Genomic DNA, 16,184 nt, shown 5'->3' with positions numbered 1-16,184 from the left:
GGCGCAGCCCCGCCGCGTACGGGCCCAGGCTGTGGTTCTCACGCGGGGGCGGCGCCGGTCAGCAGCCGGCCCATCCCGGCCAGCACGCTCGGCTCGACCCGGTAGTACACCCACGTGCCCCGCCGCTCGGAGGCCAGCAAACCGGCTTCCTTCAGCTTCTTCAAATGGTGGGAGACGGTCGGCTGGGACACCCCGACATCGGAGATGTCGCACACGCACGCCTCGCAGCCGGGCGCGGAGGCGACCGCGGAGAACAGGCGCAGCCGCACCGGGTCGCTGAGCGCCTTGAACATCGCCGCCGTCCGCTCGGCTTCTGCGGCCGTGAGCGTGCGTTCGGTCAGCGGCGGGCAGCACGGCACCACGGCCTCGGACTCCAGCACCGGCAGCGTCCGCGAATTCGACATGCATCTATGTTGACATATATCGAACCAACGCGTGAGGGCCAACCCAAGCATCACCACCACCTCGCCATCAGTGACGAACCCTCTTCCTGATTTGATGAGTGTCTATGTTGACGGTCATCGAAACAGGTGCCATGCTGGCCGCGCAACTCATAGACGAATGTCGAATCAGAGGAGACGCCGTGACCACGCCCGCCGCAGAACTGCCCGTCGTCGTGATCGGAGCCGGTCCTATCGGCCTCGCCGCCGCCGCCCATTTGATCGAACGCGGACTCGACCCGCTGGTGCTGGAGGCCGGCCCCGCGGCCGGATCCGCCGTCCGGCAGTGGTCACACGTGCGGCTGTTCTCCACCTGGGGCGAGGTCGTCGACCCCGCCGCCGAAAAGCTGCTCGCCCCGACCGGCTGGGTCCGCCCGGACGCGGCGACGTACCCGACCGGCGGAGACTGGGCCGATCAGTACCTCCAGCCGCTCGCCGACGCCCTCGGCGACAAGGTCCGCTACAACACCACTGTCACCGGCGTGGCCAAGGCCGGACGCGACCGCGTCGTCGACTCCGGCCGCGACGAGCAGCCGTTCACCGTGCACGTACGCCCCGCCGACGGCGGCGAAGAGCGCATCAGTGCCCGTGCGGTCATCGACGCCTCCGGCACCTGGACCACCCCCAACCCGCTCGGCGGCGACGGGCTGCCCGCGATCGGTGAGGAGAGCGCGAGCGATCGCATCTCCTACCGCGTCCCCGACCTGCGCGACCCGGCCGTACGCGCCCGGTACGCGGGCCGGCGCACCGCGGTGCTCGGCTCCGGCGCGTCGGCCTTCACCGCGCTGGCGGCCCTTGCCGAGCTGGCCGAGCAGGAGCCCGGCACGCACGCGGTCTGGATTCTGCGGCGGGGCATCGGCGCGGGCACCTTCGGCGGCGGCGAGGCCGACCAGCTTCCCGCCCGCGGCGCCCTCGGGCTCGCCGCCAAGGCCGCCGTCGAGGCGGGGCACGCCACGGCGGTCACCGGATTCCGCGCCACCGCGATCGAGCATGACAGCGACCGCCTGGTGCTCATCGCCGATGACGGCCACCGCACCGACCCGATCGATGAGGTCGTCGTGCTGACCGGCTTCCGCCCGGACCTGTCGTTCCTGTCCGAGGTGCGCCTCGGCCTGGACGAGCGTCTGCAGGCCCCGCTCGCACTGGCGCCGCTGATCGACCCCAACGTGCATTCCTGCGGCACCGTCTATCCGCACGGCGTCCACGAGCTGTCCCACCCCGAACGGGGCATCTACCTGGTCGGCATGAAGTCCTACGGCCGCGCCCCGACGTTCCTGGCCATGACCGGCTATGAGCAGACCCGGTCCGTCGCCGCCGCCCTGGCCGGCGATCGAGAGGCCGCCGAACGCGTCGAACTGGTCCTGCCCGAGACCGGGGTGTGCGGCGGCTCCGGCCTGTTCGACCAGCCCGAGTACGCGGCTTCCTCGTCCGGCGGCTGCTGCGCCGCCCCGGCCACTCTGCAGATCGGCATCGGCGCTCCCACCTCCGGCGGCTGCTGACCGTAATGACCGATCTTCACGCTCGCGTGACCGGTGTCGAGGCCGCCCCCCGACTTCACCTCACCCTGCCGCGGCGGGGATCCGGTAGGTGGGACGCGGGTAGCCGGGCTTGAACGAAGGGACGCCGGCGCTCTGCACGGCCGATGTGCCGGTGGCGGCGGACACCACCTTCACCGCCTCGGCCACCGCGGCGTCGAGCTCGGCGGGCTCGCACGCGACGCGGGCGTTGAGCCGTGCCTCCGCACCGGTGAACGTCCTCCCCACCGCGGCGTCCACGGTCGGCTCGGCGCCGCCGGCGGTCACACTCACCTTGCTCAGGTCGCCGGCGGACTCGAGGCTGACCTTCACGTGGCCGATCATCCAGCCGTTGCGGGCGGCGGTCGCGGACAGGTGCTCCAGCAGCGCACGGGCCCAGGCGTCCGGGTCGAAGCCCTCCACCGCCGTCACGTCCAGGCTGAGGTTCAGCCACGCCAGCGCGGCCTCGGCGTTGGCGTAGCGGTCGTAGTCGATGTCGAGACCGCGTCCGGCGGGCTGCGAGCCCAGCCAGAGGGACACCAGTTGCTCCAGCCCCTCGCCGGTTTTCGCCGAGTAGCCGACCACGGTGGCGGTGGGGTACCGCTCGCGCAGGTCCGCGATGACGGCGGCGGCCTCCGCCGCGCCGAGCAGGTCGATCTTGTTGAGCGCGATCACGTCGGCTTCCTGTAACTGCTTGCCGAACAGGTAGGACATGTCCGACTCCGTGTCGTCCAGCGGCAACGACGTACGGAGCGCGTCGAGCCTTTCCGGTTCGACGACGACCAGGAGGGGGGCGGGCGCGAAACGTTCGCCGTAGTGAGCGCTGAGCGGCCGGATGACGGTGGCCTGCAGATCGGTGCAACTGCCCACCGCCTCGGCGAGCAGTGTGTCCACCTGGTGGCCGTCGACCAGGCGCTGCGCGACGGTCAGCAGGTCTTCGAACCGGCAGCAGAAACATCCGCCCGTGACCTCGCCGGCCTCCGCGATCGCCGACTTGGCGAGCTGGGTGTCCACCAGTTCTGTGCCCTGGTCGTTGGTGATGACCGCGACCCTGCGGCCCTGCGACTGGAGATGTTTCGCGACCGCGACGAGAGTGGTGGTCTTGCCCGCCCCGAGAAAACCGCTCAAGGTCATGAAGGTGATCAACCGGCGTTCGCCTCACTTCTGGTAACGGTGCTCCGTACAGATATCGCCGCATTGCACGGCACGAGTGAGTATTCGCGTCACAGGGTGTCGAGGTGGTGTCAGTGATCCGCCATCCGCAGCCAGCTAACAGCGTCTGTTCAACGAGGTCAAGATCCTTGACGCCAGGAAACAAATGATTAACAATGCCACGAAGTCGCACCAGAAAGGGGTATTGATGGAAATCAATACAGATGCTACGATTACCGCGAGCCTATTCGTTCAAGGAATTAATCACGCGTGATTTTCGTAATGACGGCATCGGTGGCCGACTGCCCGCCGGATCGCCTATCGCGTGGCGACGGAGGGCAGGGCGATGATGCCCGTCAGTGCGGTGAGCGCCTCGGGCACGACCCGGTAGTAGACCCAGGTGCCCCGCCGAGTCGACGTGACGAGCCCGGCGTCCCGGAGAACCCTGAGGTGATGGCTGATGGTCGGCTGGGTGAGGTCGAACGCCCCGACGAGGTCGCACACGCACGCCTCGCCGTCGAGGTGAGAGGCGACGAGGGAGAGCAACCGCAGCCGTACGGGGTCGCCGAGCGCCTTGAAGCCCGCGGCGAGGGCGATGCTCTGCTCCCGCGTCAACGGCTCCGTCACCCGCGCCGGGCGCGGCACATCGGGCTCGACCGCGGGAAGGTCTTCATGCGGCAGCAGCACAGGCTCGTCGTGCTCGGCCATGGCGATCGGGTCCTCTCCCTCAGCGCCCCGGGCGTGGGTCACCCGGCCGCATCACCCACGAGTCTAGACAACCCTTCCTCGCAGGAGGTCTCGTCATCTCGCGCCCCCCGCTGACCCACGCAGAGGCGACGGAGCGTGGCGCCCTGCTGCGCGTGCGGTCCTACAACCTGCACGTCGATCTGAGCAGGACCGAGGAGCCGGTGTTCCGATCCAGGAGCACGGTCCGCTTCACCTGTGCCCGGCCGGGCGCCTCCAGTTGGGTGGACGCACTGCCCCGGCGGATGCGTTCCGCCGTGCTCAACGGGCGGCCGGTCGAATACGACGGCGCCGGACGGATCCTCCTGCCCGATCTGGCGGCCCGCAACGAGCTGACCGTGGAAGCGGACTACGACTTCTCCACCAGTGGCGAGGGCCTGCACCGGTACACGGACCCGGCCGATCAGCAGGTGTACGTGTACAGCCACCTGCAGCCCGGCCACGCCCCCCGGGTGTTCGCCTGCTTCGACCAGCCCGACCTCAAGGCGCCCTTCGCGATCAGCGTGACTGCTCCGGACGGATGGACCGTGTTGTCCAACGCCCCGCTCGACGACCGGCCCGGGACAGGCGTCCACAGGTTCGCACCCACCCCGCCGATCAGCACGTACGTGGCGGCGGTGGCGGCCGGCCCGTGGGCGTCGTGGACGGCGGACCGGGGAGGCTCCGTGCCCCTGGGGGTGCACTCCCGGCGTTCTCTGGCGGCGCACCTCGACCCGGCCGTGCTGCTGGAGCGGCTCGGGACAGGGGTGTCGTTCTTCGCCGAGGCGTTCGGCACGCCCTATCCGTTCCGGAAGCTCGACCTGTGCTTCGTCCCCGAGTTCAACTTCGGCGCCATGGAGAACGCCGCCTGCGTGTTCGCCGCGGAGACGTTCGTGTTCGACCGCGCGGTGACCCGGTACGCGCACCGCCGCCGGAACGAAATGATCTTCCACGAGATCTCCCACCAGTGGTTCGGCGACCTCGTCACGCTGCGCTGGTGGGACGACCTGTGGCTGAGCGAGGCGTTCGCCACCTGGGCGGGCGTCCACGCGCTGACCCGGCTCACGGACGATGTCGACGCCTGGGCCGACTTCGCCGCCGGCAAGAAGGCGCACGCGTACCTGCTGGACCAGTCGGCCTCCACCCACCCGGTCGTGACCGGCGTCCCCGACGTGGACGCGGCCGGGTCGGCCTTCGACGCGCTGACCTACCACAAGGGCGCGAGCGTGCTGCGCCAGCTCGTGGCCCGCCTGGGGCTCGACGGGTTCCTGGAGGGCATGCGGCGCTACTTCGCGGACCATCCCTACGGCACCGCCGGCCGGGCGGAGATGCTCGCCGCCCTGGAGAAGGCGGGTGGCGTGGACCTGACCGCCTGGACGGACGCCTGGCTGCTGACGGCCGGGCTCACCGAGGTGCGGGCCGACTTCGACGTCGACGAGGCCGGGTGCTTCACGCGTTTCGACCTGGTCCAGGAGGGAGTGCCGAGGCCGCACCGTCTCGCCGTGGGCGTCTACGCGGAGGACCGGCACGGTGATCTGGTCCGCGTGCGGAGGCACGAGCTCGACGCCGACGGCCCGCGCACGGGCGTCGACGCGCTCGTCGGCAGCCGGTCCGGCGCGCTGGTGCTGCCCAACGACGGCGACCTGACGTACTGCCGGATCGTCCTGGACCCGCGCTCGACGGAGGAGATCGTGCACCGGATCGGCCGGCTGGCCGATCCCATGGCCCGCTCGCTCTGCTGGACGGCCGCGTGGGACATGGTCCGGCACGGGGAGCTGCCGCCGCGGTGGTTCCTGACGATGGTCCTCGGCGGACTTACGGCCGAGACGCAGATCGGCGTGTTCCAGCGGCTCCTCGTCCGGGTCGCCACCGTGCTGACGGCCTACACCAAGCAGAGCTGGGCCCGCGCCCACGGCTGGCCCTCGTACGTGGACCGCCTGCTGGACGTCGTCAGCACCCACGACGGCGACACGAACGGCGGCACAGACGCGGACCAGAGGCTGGCAGCGGCCCGAGCGGTCGCGGACGCGGCGCTGACGGCCGTCCACGTCGACACCGTGCGGAAATGGTTCTACGGCGCGGCCCCGTTCGATGTGGACGACGCGTTACGCCGCAGGCTCGCCCGGTCCCTGGTCGCGCATGGCGAGCCCCTGGAGGACGTCACCGGCGCCTTCACCGCCGTCGGAGACCGGCTCGCCGAACGGCTCAGGGCGTCGGCGCCCACCGCGGAGGCCAAGGAGTGGGCGTGGACGACCATGCTGGGCAGCGAGAGCGTCGCGCAGGTCCGCGCGCTGGCCGACGGATTCACCCACCCCGCGCATCATCACCTGCTCGCGCCGTTCGCGCGGCGTTACGCGCGGGACGTCCCCCCGCTGCTGGCCGCCGCGGGAGACCGGGAACCGGCCCGTACGATCGCCGTCCGGTTGTTCCCCTCCTGGCCGGTCTCACGGCGCACGCTGGGACTGATCGACCGCCTGCCCTCCGATGACCGGTTCGTCAGGCTGACCGGCGCCGCCAGGGCCGAACTCGCCCTCGCCGTGGACCTGTCCGAGCGGGACGCCGCCGGGTGACAGCCACTCCTCCGCGCTGTCGCCCGCCGCGAACCCGCGGAAGACCTCCCGCATGGCCGGCCCGGCGTCCGGGCCCGCGTACCACCGCTCCCCCGCCCGGCCGGCCAGGTGGTCCCACAGCGTCTCCCGCAGCATGAACGCCTGGTGATACACCAGCGGGTAGCAGGGCTTGCCCTCCAGGTAGGTCTGCATCCGGTCCCATGCGGCCCCTCGGTCCACCGCGACGCCGAACTCCCGCTCATGCGAGCGCGCGTACTCGGCGGCCGGGTCCGGGCAGCCGTCGTGCACGGCCATCTCGTAGCAGAGGCTGCTTGCCACCAGGCGGCGGACGTGCTCGCGCGCGAAGGCCAGGCGTTCCACGGACTCGGCGTCCACCGTCACGCCGAGGTGGCGCCGCTGCCAGTCCGGCCGCCGGACGACCCGTTCCAGGGTGAAGCCGAACGCCTCGGTGAGCGCCGGGTGCGTGCGCCACAGGTCGGCGGGGTGCCGGGTGCCCGCGGTGAAGTGCAGCGCGTGCCCGAACTCGTGCAGAAGCGTGGCGTGGTGCCCCAGCGTCGTGCCCGGCATGGTGGACACCCGCACGTCGACCGGCGGCGCGACCGGCGAGCAGAACGCCGTGCCCGACTTGCCGGGCCGCGCGACGTCGTCGACGACGATGCGTTCCAGGCATCCGCCGAAACCCCACGCGCGTACGGTGGAGCGGACGCTGTCGAGCGCGCCGCCGGCGCCCTCGGGCAGGACGGCGCGTGCGGCGACGAGGCGGGCGTCCCCCAGGGACGGGATGGAGATCCCGTCGCGAGCCCGCCAGCCATCCCATCGCTTGAGGAACCCGGCCCGCGTGGCGTCCAGCCAGTTCCGGGCGTGGGCCACGAACCGGTCCACCTCCGGGTGCAGCGCCCGCACCAGCGCGGCGTGCGTCGGGAAGCCCAGCCCGGCCCGCGCCTCGGCGTACGCGTCGAGCCAGCGCCGCCGCCCTTCGCGCAGCCGCTCTCCGACGTCCGCCAGAGCGGCCCGGACCTCGGCGCGCCGCCGGTCGTCGGTGACGGTCCGCGAGAGGGCGACCAGTTCCCCGTGGGTGAGCGTCCTGCCGCCGACCTCGGCGATGACGGTGCGCTGGAGCAGCCGCAGCCGCGCGGTCGCCTCCGTCAGCCGGACGCGGAAGTACCAGAGGATTAGCTCCCCGGCGTAGTGCAGGTCATCGTGCTCCAGCGCCTGGAGGACGAGCCGGCCGTCGGTCAGCCAGGTGAGGCCGCCCTCCGGCAGCGCCGGGTGGTCCTCGCCCTGTCCCGTCGCGGCCAGCCAGCGGGCATGGGCGACCCGGGCCTGCAGCGCCGCGAGATCCTCGACATGACCGGCCAGGTAGCCGGGGACGGTGGTCACGACGGGTCCACGGAGGCCGCCGGGGGCAGGCCGAGCACCTCCGAGGCGCCGTCGGCGACCTTCTGCCAGAAGTCGCGCCGGTCCTCGGGGAGCCCGGCGAACAGCTCCGAGCAGCGGCGGGTCATCTCCAGTGCCAGCCCGGGGTGGGCCAGCACACCGCGGATCCAGGCGAGCTGGCCGGGCTCCGGCGGGTCGATGCGCAGCCCCGCGAGACCCGCGCGGACCTTGCGCCCGACGCGCTCGTCCAGCGTGGTCGCGTAGCTCTCCCGGGCCTGCGGAGTGTCGCCGTCCACCGCGAGCGGCACCGTGGCGGCGAGCGTCTCCGCCGCCGCGCAGGCGTCGGTGATGCCCGCGCCGAACAGCGGGTCCTTGTGGCAGTAGGCGTCGCCCGCGAGCCGCCAGCCCGGCCCCGCCGGCTCGCGGTGGAAGTTCCGCAGGCTCTTCGACGCGTACACGGGCGAGACCCGCCGCGCCGCACGCAACCGGTCCGCCATGGCGGGGATCGACCGGAGCAGGCGCTCGTATCCCCCGTCTCCCCCCGCGCCTGCCCGGAGGGCCGCGTACTCCTCCAGGGGTGCCGACACCATGATCACCCACCGCCCGCCGTCGCACGGGCCGACCTGGAGCACGTGACCGTCGTCGTGCCACAGCTCCAGTGCGGGCGCGGGCAGCGGGACGACGTCCTCCCAGTAGGCGTGGAACGTGCAGCGCATGGCTCCGGCGTCGAAGGTCGTGGCCGCGCCGGCCTGACGGGCGGTCGCGGATCCCCGCCCGTCCGCGCCCACGACGATCCTGGCCTTCTCCGACCATCCCGCGCCCTCGATCCCGATGACCTGGTCACCGTCCCAGCGCAGGGACCGCACGGGGCTGCGTTCCCTGATCTCGGCCCCGTGCCGGCTCGCGGCGCGCAGCAGGACCCCGCTGAGGGTCTCCCGGCGTACGCACAGGTTGTAGTGGTACGGCGAGCGGGGCAGCATCGGCGCCCCGTAGTAGCCGCCCTCGACCTCCAGGTGCCAGCGCCGCAGCGGTGGCGCGCCGGTGGCGAGCACCTCGTCCAGCACGCCGAGCCGGTCCAGGAAGGACAGCGTCGTGGGGCCGAAGAAGTGGGTGGAGACGGCCGGGGCGGGCAGTCTGGTGCGGTCGCATACCAGGACCCGCAGACCCTCCCGGGCGAGCAGGGCGGCGCTCGCGGCCCCGGTGACGCCGCCGCCGACCACGATCACGTCATACATCGGCCGCTCCTCACGTCATGTCCCGCCGGCCAGTACGAACGGCAGGCGGCCCGACCAGATCCTGCTGACGGCCCACCGGCGGTCGCTGACCGCGCGGAAGCGGTGGCCGAGCACCTCACGCAGGTCCAGGGCGATCGGTCGCTGCCGGAGGATCCCGGCCACCCGTCCGTCCCTGATCAGGAACCCGAGCCGCAGCCTGCCCTCGACGACCGGTGAGAGGCCGGCGCGCTGGTGCCCGCCCATCAGCGACTCGACGAGCACCCCCGCGCGGACGCCGGCCAGCAGGTCGTCGAAGGACCCGGCGTCGGCCGGTCCCGCCGACAGCGTCGCGCCGTTGAGCACCGGCGTGGCGGGCTTGAGCACCGTGCGGCGCAGTGCGTTGCCCCGGAACCCGTGCCCGGTGGGCGCCGTCCCGCACGCGGCCGCCGTACGGACGCTGTGGTACGCCCGGACCGGGACGCCCCGCTCCACCAGCGTGAGGGGCGCGCACGGCACGCCGTCGTCGTCGCTGCCCGGCCAGGCCAGCCCACCGGTGCCCTCGTCGTCCGGCGCGGCCGGTTCCGAGGGATGGTCGCGCAGGCCGATCGAGGGGTGCAGGAACGGCTCACCCAGATGACCGGCGACGAACGAACGGCCCGCGGTGACGGCCGTGCCGTTCAGCGCGGTGACCAGCGGGGTGAGCAGGGTGTGCACCGCGGACGGCGCGAGCAGCACGTCGTGGTCGCCGGAGGGCGCGTCGGCGGCGGGCAGCCCGTCCCATCCCGCCGCGGCCTCCAGCCACGCGGAGAGCGCGGCGGGCAGCTCCGGCGTCCGGGTCCAGCCGGTCCAGGGCAGCTGGACGGCCGAGCCTTCCGCCAGAGCGGCGATGTGGAAGAACCGGTCCGAGGTCGTGGTCCGCCCGTCCGGGGCCGCGCGGTGCACCGCCTGCTGCGTCCTGGTCACCGTGCCGTGCACGGTCAGCCCGGCCGAGCGTTGCAGCGCGCCCAGCTGCTCGGCCAGGAGCCGTACGGATCGGGTGCCCTCATCCGCGGCGGGCCTCTCGGCGGCCTCAGGGGCGGCGTTCCTCCCGATGACCGGGTCGCGAGGCGCCGGGGGCCCGTGAGCCGCGTTCCGCACGGCCTCACCGACCAGGCCGTGCACGTCGTCGAGGCGGGTCGTGGTGGCCGTGCCCACGCGGCCGTTGCGGTGCACCCGCAGGCACAGCGCCGTCTCGTGCGCGGACCTGACCAGGTCGGGCACGCCCGAGCCGACCTCCACCACGGTGTCGTCGCGCTCGACGGCCAGGATCTCCCAGTGATCGGCGCGGGCTGCGGCCTCCGCGCCGGCCTGTTCCAGCCGGTCAGCCAGAGGTGACACGTATGCCTCGCAATCGCAGCATGGGGGCCCAGGAGCTGACCGGCAGCGCGTTCTGGCCCTGCTTGCCGCAGCTCGCCGAGGTGTCGCCGCGCCATTGCTCACGGCCGATCGCGTCGATGGCCGCGAAGGCGCCGAGCACGTCACCGGACAGCACCACGCCTCTGACCCGGCCGCGGACCTCGCCGTCGCGGATCTCCCGGCACTCCGCCGGCAGGAAGGTGAATCCGGCGCGGTCGGTCTGCCCGCCGAGCACGCCGCGGGCCAGCAGCCCGCGCGCCACACCGCTGATCATCTCCTCCTCGGATGCGGCGCCGGGGGCGATGGCGATCGTCCGCAGCCGGGGCAGCGGCGGGTGGCGGAAGTTCAGGGCTCTGGCGTTGCCGGTGGGGTCCTCACGGAAGGCCGCCGCGGTGGAGCGGTCGTGCAGCCGGGGCCGGGTGACGACGCCGTCGCGCAGCAGTTCCACCGCGGACCCCGCCGTGCCCTCGTCGTCCACCGGCACGAATCCCCGCGCACCGGGACGTCCGGGGTGATCGGTGATCGTCAGCATGGACGGGCCGAGCCGGCGTCCGGGGGCCAGGGACCGTTGCAGCTGCGCGTCCCCGAGGTGGTGGTCGGCCTCGGCGAGATGCCCGATCGTCTCGTGGGCCCAGATGCCGGCCAGCGGGCCGTCGCAGACCACGTCGTACTCCCCCGGCGCCACCACGGGGGCGGCGCGCAGGTCCACCGCGGTCGCGACGGCGGCCTCCAGGTCCGGGGCCAGGCCCCGCACCACGGAGAAGTCGCCGCCGCTGCCGGCCGACACCGAGCCGGCGGTCCTCGCGGCGCCGCCGTCGGCGTAGACGGTGATCTGCAGCGTCAGGTCCCTGCGCCGGTACGAGACGCCGGTCCCCTCGCTGGTGAACAGCTCCACGTCCGCGACCGACTCGCGGTAGTAGACGAGCGCCCCGGTCACGCCGGGATGCGCGGCCAGCGCCGCCGCGTGGTAGGCGCCGAGCAGGTCCGTCTTCTCCGCCAGGCCGACCGTCTCCGCGAGCTCACCGATCTCGCCGGGACGGTCGTCCAGGTAGGGGCGGTGCGCGGCGAGACGTCCCGCCGCGCACCCCAGCTCGACGGCGTCCCGCGCGGCCCTGCGCAGCACCGGCCCGGCGTCCATGCCGGTGGCCGACGCGAACGCCGACCCCGACCGGCCGAGCACGCGGGCACAGCACCCCTCGTCACGGCTGGTCACGCTGCTTTCCAGGCCGTCGCCGCGCCACACCAGGTCGACGGTCATGGCGCGTTCGAGACGTACCTCGGCGTAGTCGTCCGCCCGTAGGCCCGCGTCCCGGAAGAGCGCGGGCGAGCCGCCGGTCAGCAGCACGGTTGGGCGGGGCTGTCGTCCCGGTAGGCGAAGATCATGGCACTGGTGACCTGCGCGCCGTCGCGGTAGGGGACGAGCCCGTCGCTGCGCATGTCCACGCTGCCGAAGCCCGCGCCGAGCACGAGGTCTCGATACTGGCTCTCGGTCATGCCCACCACGCACCGGGCGAAGTCCTCCGCGCCGGCGGACTCGCCGGCCGCCACGTCCGCCGGGGGCGGGCCGTCGTCGGAGTACACGACGTCGGAGATCACCGCCACTCCTCCCGGGCGCAGGACGGCCGCGACCGCGTGCAGCACTTCCTTCTTGTCGGGGAACATGCCGAGGACGCAGTTGCTCATCACCACGTCCACGCTGGCCTCACGCACCGGTGGGCGCCGGATGTCGCCGACCCGTACGTCGATGTTCCTGAGCCCCATCTCCTTGGCCGCGCGCCGAGCCGTCCTGACCATCTGCATCGACGCGTCGACGCCGATGACCCGGCCCGTCTCACCCACCCGGCGCGCGGCGATCAGCAGATCCAGCCCGGCGCCGCAGCCGAAGTCCACGACCGTCTGCCCGGGGCGCAGGCCGATCGCGTTCATGGGCGAGCCGCAGCCGCTGGACAGCTCCAGGACCCAGTCGGGGATCTCGGCGAGCTCCTCCGGGGTGTACACCGACGTGGGAGAGCAGCACAGCGTGCTGGTGCCCTGCACCGCCAGCGCGTCGTAGCGCTTCTTGACGTGCGTCTCGACGGGAACGGGACCCTGGTCGGCCGGGGCCGCTTCCGGGGCCGCGCAGCAGCCCGCCGTCTGGTCCGCGGTCGCTGGCGCGCATCCGCAGGCGTCCGGCTCGGCGACCGTCTCCACCGACGTCCGCGGCCGGATCAGCTCATCCAGGGAAACGAACCCACGCGTGTCATCTGCTCCCACGTTCCCTCTTCTCCTTCCGGTCGGTTCGCGTGCTCCTGCTGCCGGCGCAGCGCCATGGGCAGCAGGTAGGCCAGCTGGGTCTCGACACGCGTCGTGATGCTGGACACCTTGGGGCAGTAGCAGGTGTTGAAGTCGCCGCCGTTGGCCGCCCATGCCTTGATGGGGCAGCCGCCGCCCCCGCAGAACAACTTCACGTTGCAGTCGCGGCACATGGGCACGGTGTCCACGTGGCGGTGCCGCCAGGGATCCCGGTAGCCGGCCGCGTAGCTGAACTCGGGGTAGAACGTCCCGCAGGCGTGCTGGGGACGGCCCACGGTCTCCGGGCAGCCGTAGATCTTGCCGTTGGGGTCGAAGGCGACGACGCTCGTGCCTGCGCTGCACCCCTGGAGGTTGGGCCGCAGACGGTCGCCCTCCAGGACGGCCGACCTGATGCGGGCCAGGTCGGGCTGCAGCATGCGGTCCACCAGGGGGTTCTGCTGGACCATGCGCCAGAAGGCCTCCTGGAGCCCGGCCTTGACGTCGCCCCTGACCATGCGCTTGCGCTTCTCCTCGGGGTGGTCGGGGGTGACGTACAGGAACGTGGTGGCCTTGGTGAAACCGTTGAACAGGCGGATCTTCGGGTGGTCGAGCCACCCCTTGGCCTGCGCGAACTCCGCGAAGCGCGGCATGTCGTCCACGCTGTCCTCGTCGACGAGCACCCGGATCAGCACGCGGATACCGGCCTCCGCGGCCACGTCGATGCTGCGCTCGATGAGCTCGAACGTCGGCTTGCCGTTGCGGAACACCCGCCGGGTGTCATGGGTCCTCGGCGTGCCGTCCAGGCTGACCTGGACCTCCTCGCAGCCGTACTCGAGCAGCATCGGCACGTACGCGTCCAGCGCCACGCCGTTGGTGATCGCGGTGACCGGGTAGCCGCGGTCGTACGAGCCGCGCAGGATCTGCTCGACGGCGCCCCGCTGGTACGGCGTGTCCAGCAGCGGTTCCCCGCCGAACAGGGTGATGTACGGCGGGCCGGAGTTCTGGTGCCGGTCCTGGATCTCGGGGATGGTGTCGAACGCGGCCTCGATCATCTCCTCGTCCATGCGCGGGCTCCTGGTGGTCAGCTCGCCCTCGAAGCAGTACGGGCACGCCAGGTTGCACACGAACGACGGGATGAACATGAACTGGAACGGCGCTTCCTGGATCGCCTGGAAGTAGCCGTCGACGATGGCGCGGTAGCGCGCCTCCTCCTCGACCGGGTCGGTGCAGACGTACCCGCGCTCCAGCAGGCCGGCCACGAGCTCACGGTCGACGGCGGCGTCTCCGGCGCGGACCCGTTCGAGCACGGCGACCTCGGCGGGGGTCACGATGTCCATCGATCCGGACACCGCGTTGGCGAGGACGCTCACCTTGCCGCTCTCGTCGAGATAGGCCGGGTCCAGGGTGCCCTCGGGGAGCTCCACCGAGAAGGTGACGGTGTTCGGGCTCACGAGCATGGTGTGTCTCCCAGAAACGGTGTCCGGTGGGCCGGGACGTGGAGGGCGCGGCAGGGGACACCCGTGTCGTACGGTCCGCCGGCCACGGTCACTCGCAGCCGTCGGGGTCGTTGGCCATGATGCTGGTGACGACGTCGAGGTTCTTCCGGCCGCGCATGGCGGTGCAGCAGTCGGTCTGCTTCTCGGACACTTCGGCGTTCTCGATCATGGAAATGGCGATCATAGGTATCACCTCCTCCACTGTGATCTCTGCCGCGCTCTCCGGCCCGCTCCCCGCCGCGACGCGGCGGAGAGAGTCGTTGGTGGGGCGCGTGCCCCAGGTGGCGGGTCACCGCAGGACCTCCCGCACGATGAGCACCGCGACGGTGATCAGGCCCTCGCCGATGATCAGACCGGAGGCGACGATCTCGGTGCCGCTGCGCCGCCCGGGGTTGCGACGGGTGAGCAGCCACTGGGTCAGGCCTCCGGCGGCGAGGGTCAGCGAGTCGGCGGGGGGAAGCAGCACTCCGAGGCCGATCATCGTGGGCATGGCCGAGGTGAAGGCCAGGCCCAGGCCCAGTGGGCCCGAAACGGCCAGCGCGAGGGCCACGGTGGCGGGGTATTCGGTCGATCCCCGGACGGTGGCGTCCACGAACTGGACCGCGGTGGCCACGGGGGCGGGGAAGGAGCCTCCTCCGAGCACACCCGCGCGGCTGAGCACCGCGATCACCAGGACGCCGACCACGGCGCCGGCCAGGCCGCCCGCCAGTTGCGTCCAGCCCGTCAGCCGCCTGGGCGGCTCGGACAGGCCCTCGGGACGGTCGTGGGCGACCTTCACGGAGTAGGTGAAGTACACGGCGGCGAGGGCCGCGCAACAGACGGTCGAGGCCATGAGCAACGCCGCCGTCTGGTCCGCGCCGGATATGGCGAAGGCGACGACGCTGAAGTACAGCGCCGGGGACAACGGCACCAGCCCGATCTCGCCTCCGGCCCGGGTGAGGAACACGGTCATCACGGCGAGCAGCACGACGCCGAGCAGGCCGTAGCCGAGGTAGCGCAGCAGGGACGGGTACACCAGCGCCAGGAGCGCCGTTCCCACGAGGACGGCGGCGGCGAGCCACCGCGTACGGCCCGGGAGCAGACGGCCACCCTGGAGGGAACGCGCAAGCGGGCCGCGGACCCGGGCGATCGAGGCGAGGGAGTAGCCGAGGATGAGGCCGACGCCGGCGGCGAGCACCCACGGATAGGACAGATGGTCGGTGTACGCCACGGACCGGCCCTCTGTGCCGTCCTGGACCGCCCACACGACGACGGTGTACGCCGCGCCGGCCGCGAGCCAGGCGCACGCGCGCGGGCCGATGAGGAACCCGACCCCGTACAACAACGGCGAGAGGGCCAGGGCCAGATGGGTGCCCGTGACCTCCGGCGTGACCTCGTGGCCCCACAGGGCGACTCCCAGGGCCGACGCGGCGCCCACGCCTGCGGCGATGGGAAGCATGCGGCCGAGCCGGTCGCTCTCCCCGTCCTTGGGGCTGCTGAGCGACGCCATCAGGGTGATGGCCGGCTTCAGGGTCGGGTAGGGCAGCCGCTCGGCGACCACCAGCGCCCGCGCGACGAGCCCGCCGAGGAGGATGCCCACGGCGTTCGCGGCCATCGCCAGCACCACCAGGAAACCCCAGGCCGGCAGCTCACCGGCCCGCAGGACGACGGCTCCGATGCCGGTGTCCAGCGCGGCCGTGGCCATGTATCCGCTGGACGCGATGGAGAAGACGACGAAGAGACCCTGCCAACTGAGCGCCCCCGCCACCCGGAGCAGCGCCGCGCCCAGCGCGGCCACCAGCGCCGACCCTCCGAAGGACGTGCCGGTGCGGAACAGGACCAGCACGTTGAGGACGCAGAGCAGCACGCCGATGGCCAGGCCGATGAGCGTGGCCCAGACGTACGATCCCCGCCAGCCGGCAAGGGCGTCCACCGCCAGAGCCGAATGCGATGGAGCGGAGGATACGGTGCGCTCCTTTCCTCCCACAGAGCGCCCCCCATCTCGACCAGGTGAACTACATTGATAACTATCGATGTACGCGGCAAATGCACA

General features: G+C 72.3%; 12 protein-coding genes. 2 read left to right on the top strand and 10 right to left on the bottom strand.

The features are described 5' to 3' along the window. Positions 1–38 precede the first annotated feature (38 nt). Complete coding sequence (locus ACIBK1_RS34995) at positions 39–404, bottom strand: ArsR/SmtB family transcription factor (protein WP_396739995.1); 366 nt, start codon at positions 402–404, stop codon at positions 39–41. Between the two features lie 179 nt (positions 405–583). On the opposite strand from ACIBK1_RS34995, the gene ACIBK1_RS34990 reads away from it, so the two are divergent. Beyond that, positions 584–1,939 (top strand): FAD-dependent oxidoreductase, encoded by a 1,356-nt coding sequence (locus ACIBK1_RS34990; RefSeq protein WP_396739993.1) that lies wholly within the window; start codon positions 584–586, stop codon positions 1,937–1,939. A 60-nt stretch (positions 1,940–1,999) separates the two neighbouring features. Here the strand turns inward: ACIBK1_RS34990 and ACIBK1_RS34985 are convergent, their stop codons facing one another. Further along, on the bottom strand, positions 2,000–3,100 hold the full coding sequence (locus tag ACIBK1_RS34985; RefSeq protein ID WP_396739991.1) for a GTP-binding protein: 1,101 nt from the start codon (positions 3,098–3,100) through the stop codon (positions 2,000–2,002). Positions 3,101–3,424: 324 nt separating this feature from the next. Further along, positions 3,425–3,814, bottom strand: a complete 390-nt coding sequence (locus tag ACIBK1_RS34980; RefSeq protein ID WP_081903923.1) for an ArsR/SmtB family transcription factor — start codon at positions 3,812–3,814, stop codon at positions 3,425–3,427. Positions 3,815–3,966: 152 nt separating this feature from the next. Here ACIBK1_RS34980 and pepN point away from each other — a divergent pair, with 152 nt between their 5' ends. Beyond that, positions 3,967–6,399: an aminopeptidase N gene (gene pepN, locus ACIBK1_RS34975; protein ID WP_396739989.1), complete on the top strand. Its 2,433-nt coding sequence runs from the start codon at positions 3,967–3,969 to the stop codon at positions 6,397–6,399. Positions 6,400–7,775: 1,376 nt separating this feature from the next. Here pepN and ACIBK1_RS34970 read toward each other — a convergent pair. The 7 genes from ACIBK1_RS34970 to ACIBK1_RS34940 form a co-directional block, all read right to left on the bottom strand. After that, positions 7,776–9,011 carry an NAD(P)/FAD-dependent oxidoreductase gene (locus ACIBK1_RS34970; protein ID WP_030511307.1) on the bottom strand — a complete coding sequence of 412 codons (1,236 nt, stop codon included), beginning with the start codon at positions 9,009–9,011 and terminating at the stop codon, positions 7,776–7,778. Between the two features lie 15 nt (positions 9,012–9,026). Further along, positions 9,027–10,367, bottom strand: a complete 1,341-nt coding sequence (locus ACIBK1_RS34965; protein ID WP_396739988.1) for a metallopeptidase TldD-related protein — start codon at positions 10,365–10,367, stop codon at positions 9,027–9,029. Next, positions 10,351–11,730, bottom strand: coding sequence for a TldD/PmbA family protein (locus ACIBK1_RS34960; RefSeq protein WP_396739986.1), 1,380 nt, complete (start codon positions 11,728–11,730; stop codon positions 10,351–10,353). Before ACIBK1_RS34960 ends, ACIBK1_RS34965 begins: the two co-directional genes overlap by 17 nt. After that, positions 11,721–12,638: a methyltransferase domain-containing protein gene (locus tag ACIBK1_RS34955; RefSeq protein WP_156081173.1), complete on the bottom strand. Its 918-nt coding sequence runs from the start codon at positions 12,636–12,638 to the stop codon at positions 11,721–11,723. Before ACIBK1_RS34955 ends, ACIBK1_RS34960 begins: the two co-directional genes overlap by 10 nt. Next, positions 12,593–14,113 carry a radical SAM/SPASM domain-containing protein gene (locus ACIBK1_RS34950; protein WP_363422342.1) on the bottom strand — a complete coding sequence of 507 codons (1,521 nt, stop codon included), beginning with the start codon at positions 14,111–14,113 and terminating at the stop codon, positions 12,593–12,595. Before ACIBK1_RS34950 ends, ACIBK1_RS34955 begins: the two co-directional genes overlap by 46 nt. A gap of 88 nt (positions 14,114–14,201) precedes the next feature. Next, on the bottom strand, positions 14,202–14,336 hold the full coding sequence (locus tag ACIBK1_RS34945) for a hypothetical protein (RefSeq protein WP_259402773.1): 135 nt from the start codon (positions 14,334–14,336) through the stop codon (positions 14,202–14,204). Positions 14,337–14,441: 105 nt separating this feature from the next. Further along, entirely contained in the window at positions 14,442–16,064 is a 1,623-nt protein-coding gene (locus ACIBK1_RS34940; protein WP_076438076.1) for an OPT/YSL family transporter, read from the bottom strand. Positions 16,065–16,184: the final 120 nt, after the last annotated feature.

Source organism: Microbispora rosea, from assembly GCF_044460045.1.
Taxonomy (GTDB): Bacteria; Actinomycetota; Actinomycetes; order Streptosporangiales; family Streptosporangiaceae; genus Microbispora; species Microbispora rosea.
The sequence above is the reverse complement of the archived record's forward strand: the minus strand, read 5'-3'. Positions and strand labels throughout refer to the sequence as shown.

Coding starts and splice junctions, on each gene's coding strand:
- ACIBK1_RS34980 (WP_081903923.1), bottom strand. CDS start 3,814: ATGGCCGAGCACGACGAGCCTGTGCTGCTGCCGCATGAAGACCTTCCC.
- ACIBK1_RS34945 (WP_259402773.1), bottom strand. CDS start 14,336: ATGATCGCCATTTCCATGATCGAGAACGCCGAAGTGTCCGAGAAGCAG.
- ACIBK1_RS34970 (WP_030511307.1), bottom strand. CDS start 9,011: ATGTATGACGTGATCGTGGTCGGCGGCGGCGTCACCGGGGCCGCGAGC.
- ACIBK1_RS34950 (WP_363422342.1), bottom strand. CDS start 14,113: ATGCTCGTGAGCCCGAACACCGTCACCTTCTCGGTGGAGCTCCCCGAG.
- ACIBK1_RS34995 (WP_396739995.1), bottom strand. CDS start 404: ATGTCGAATTCGCGGACGCTGCCGGTGCTGGAGTCCGAGGCCGTGGTG.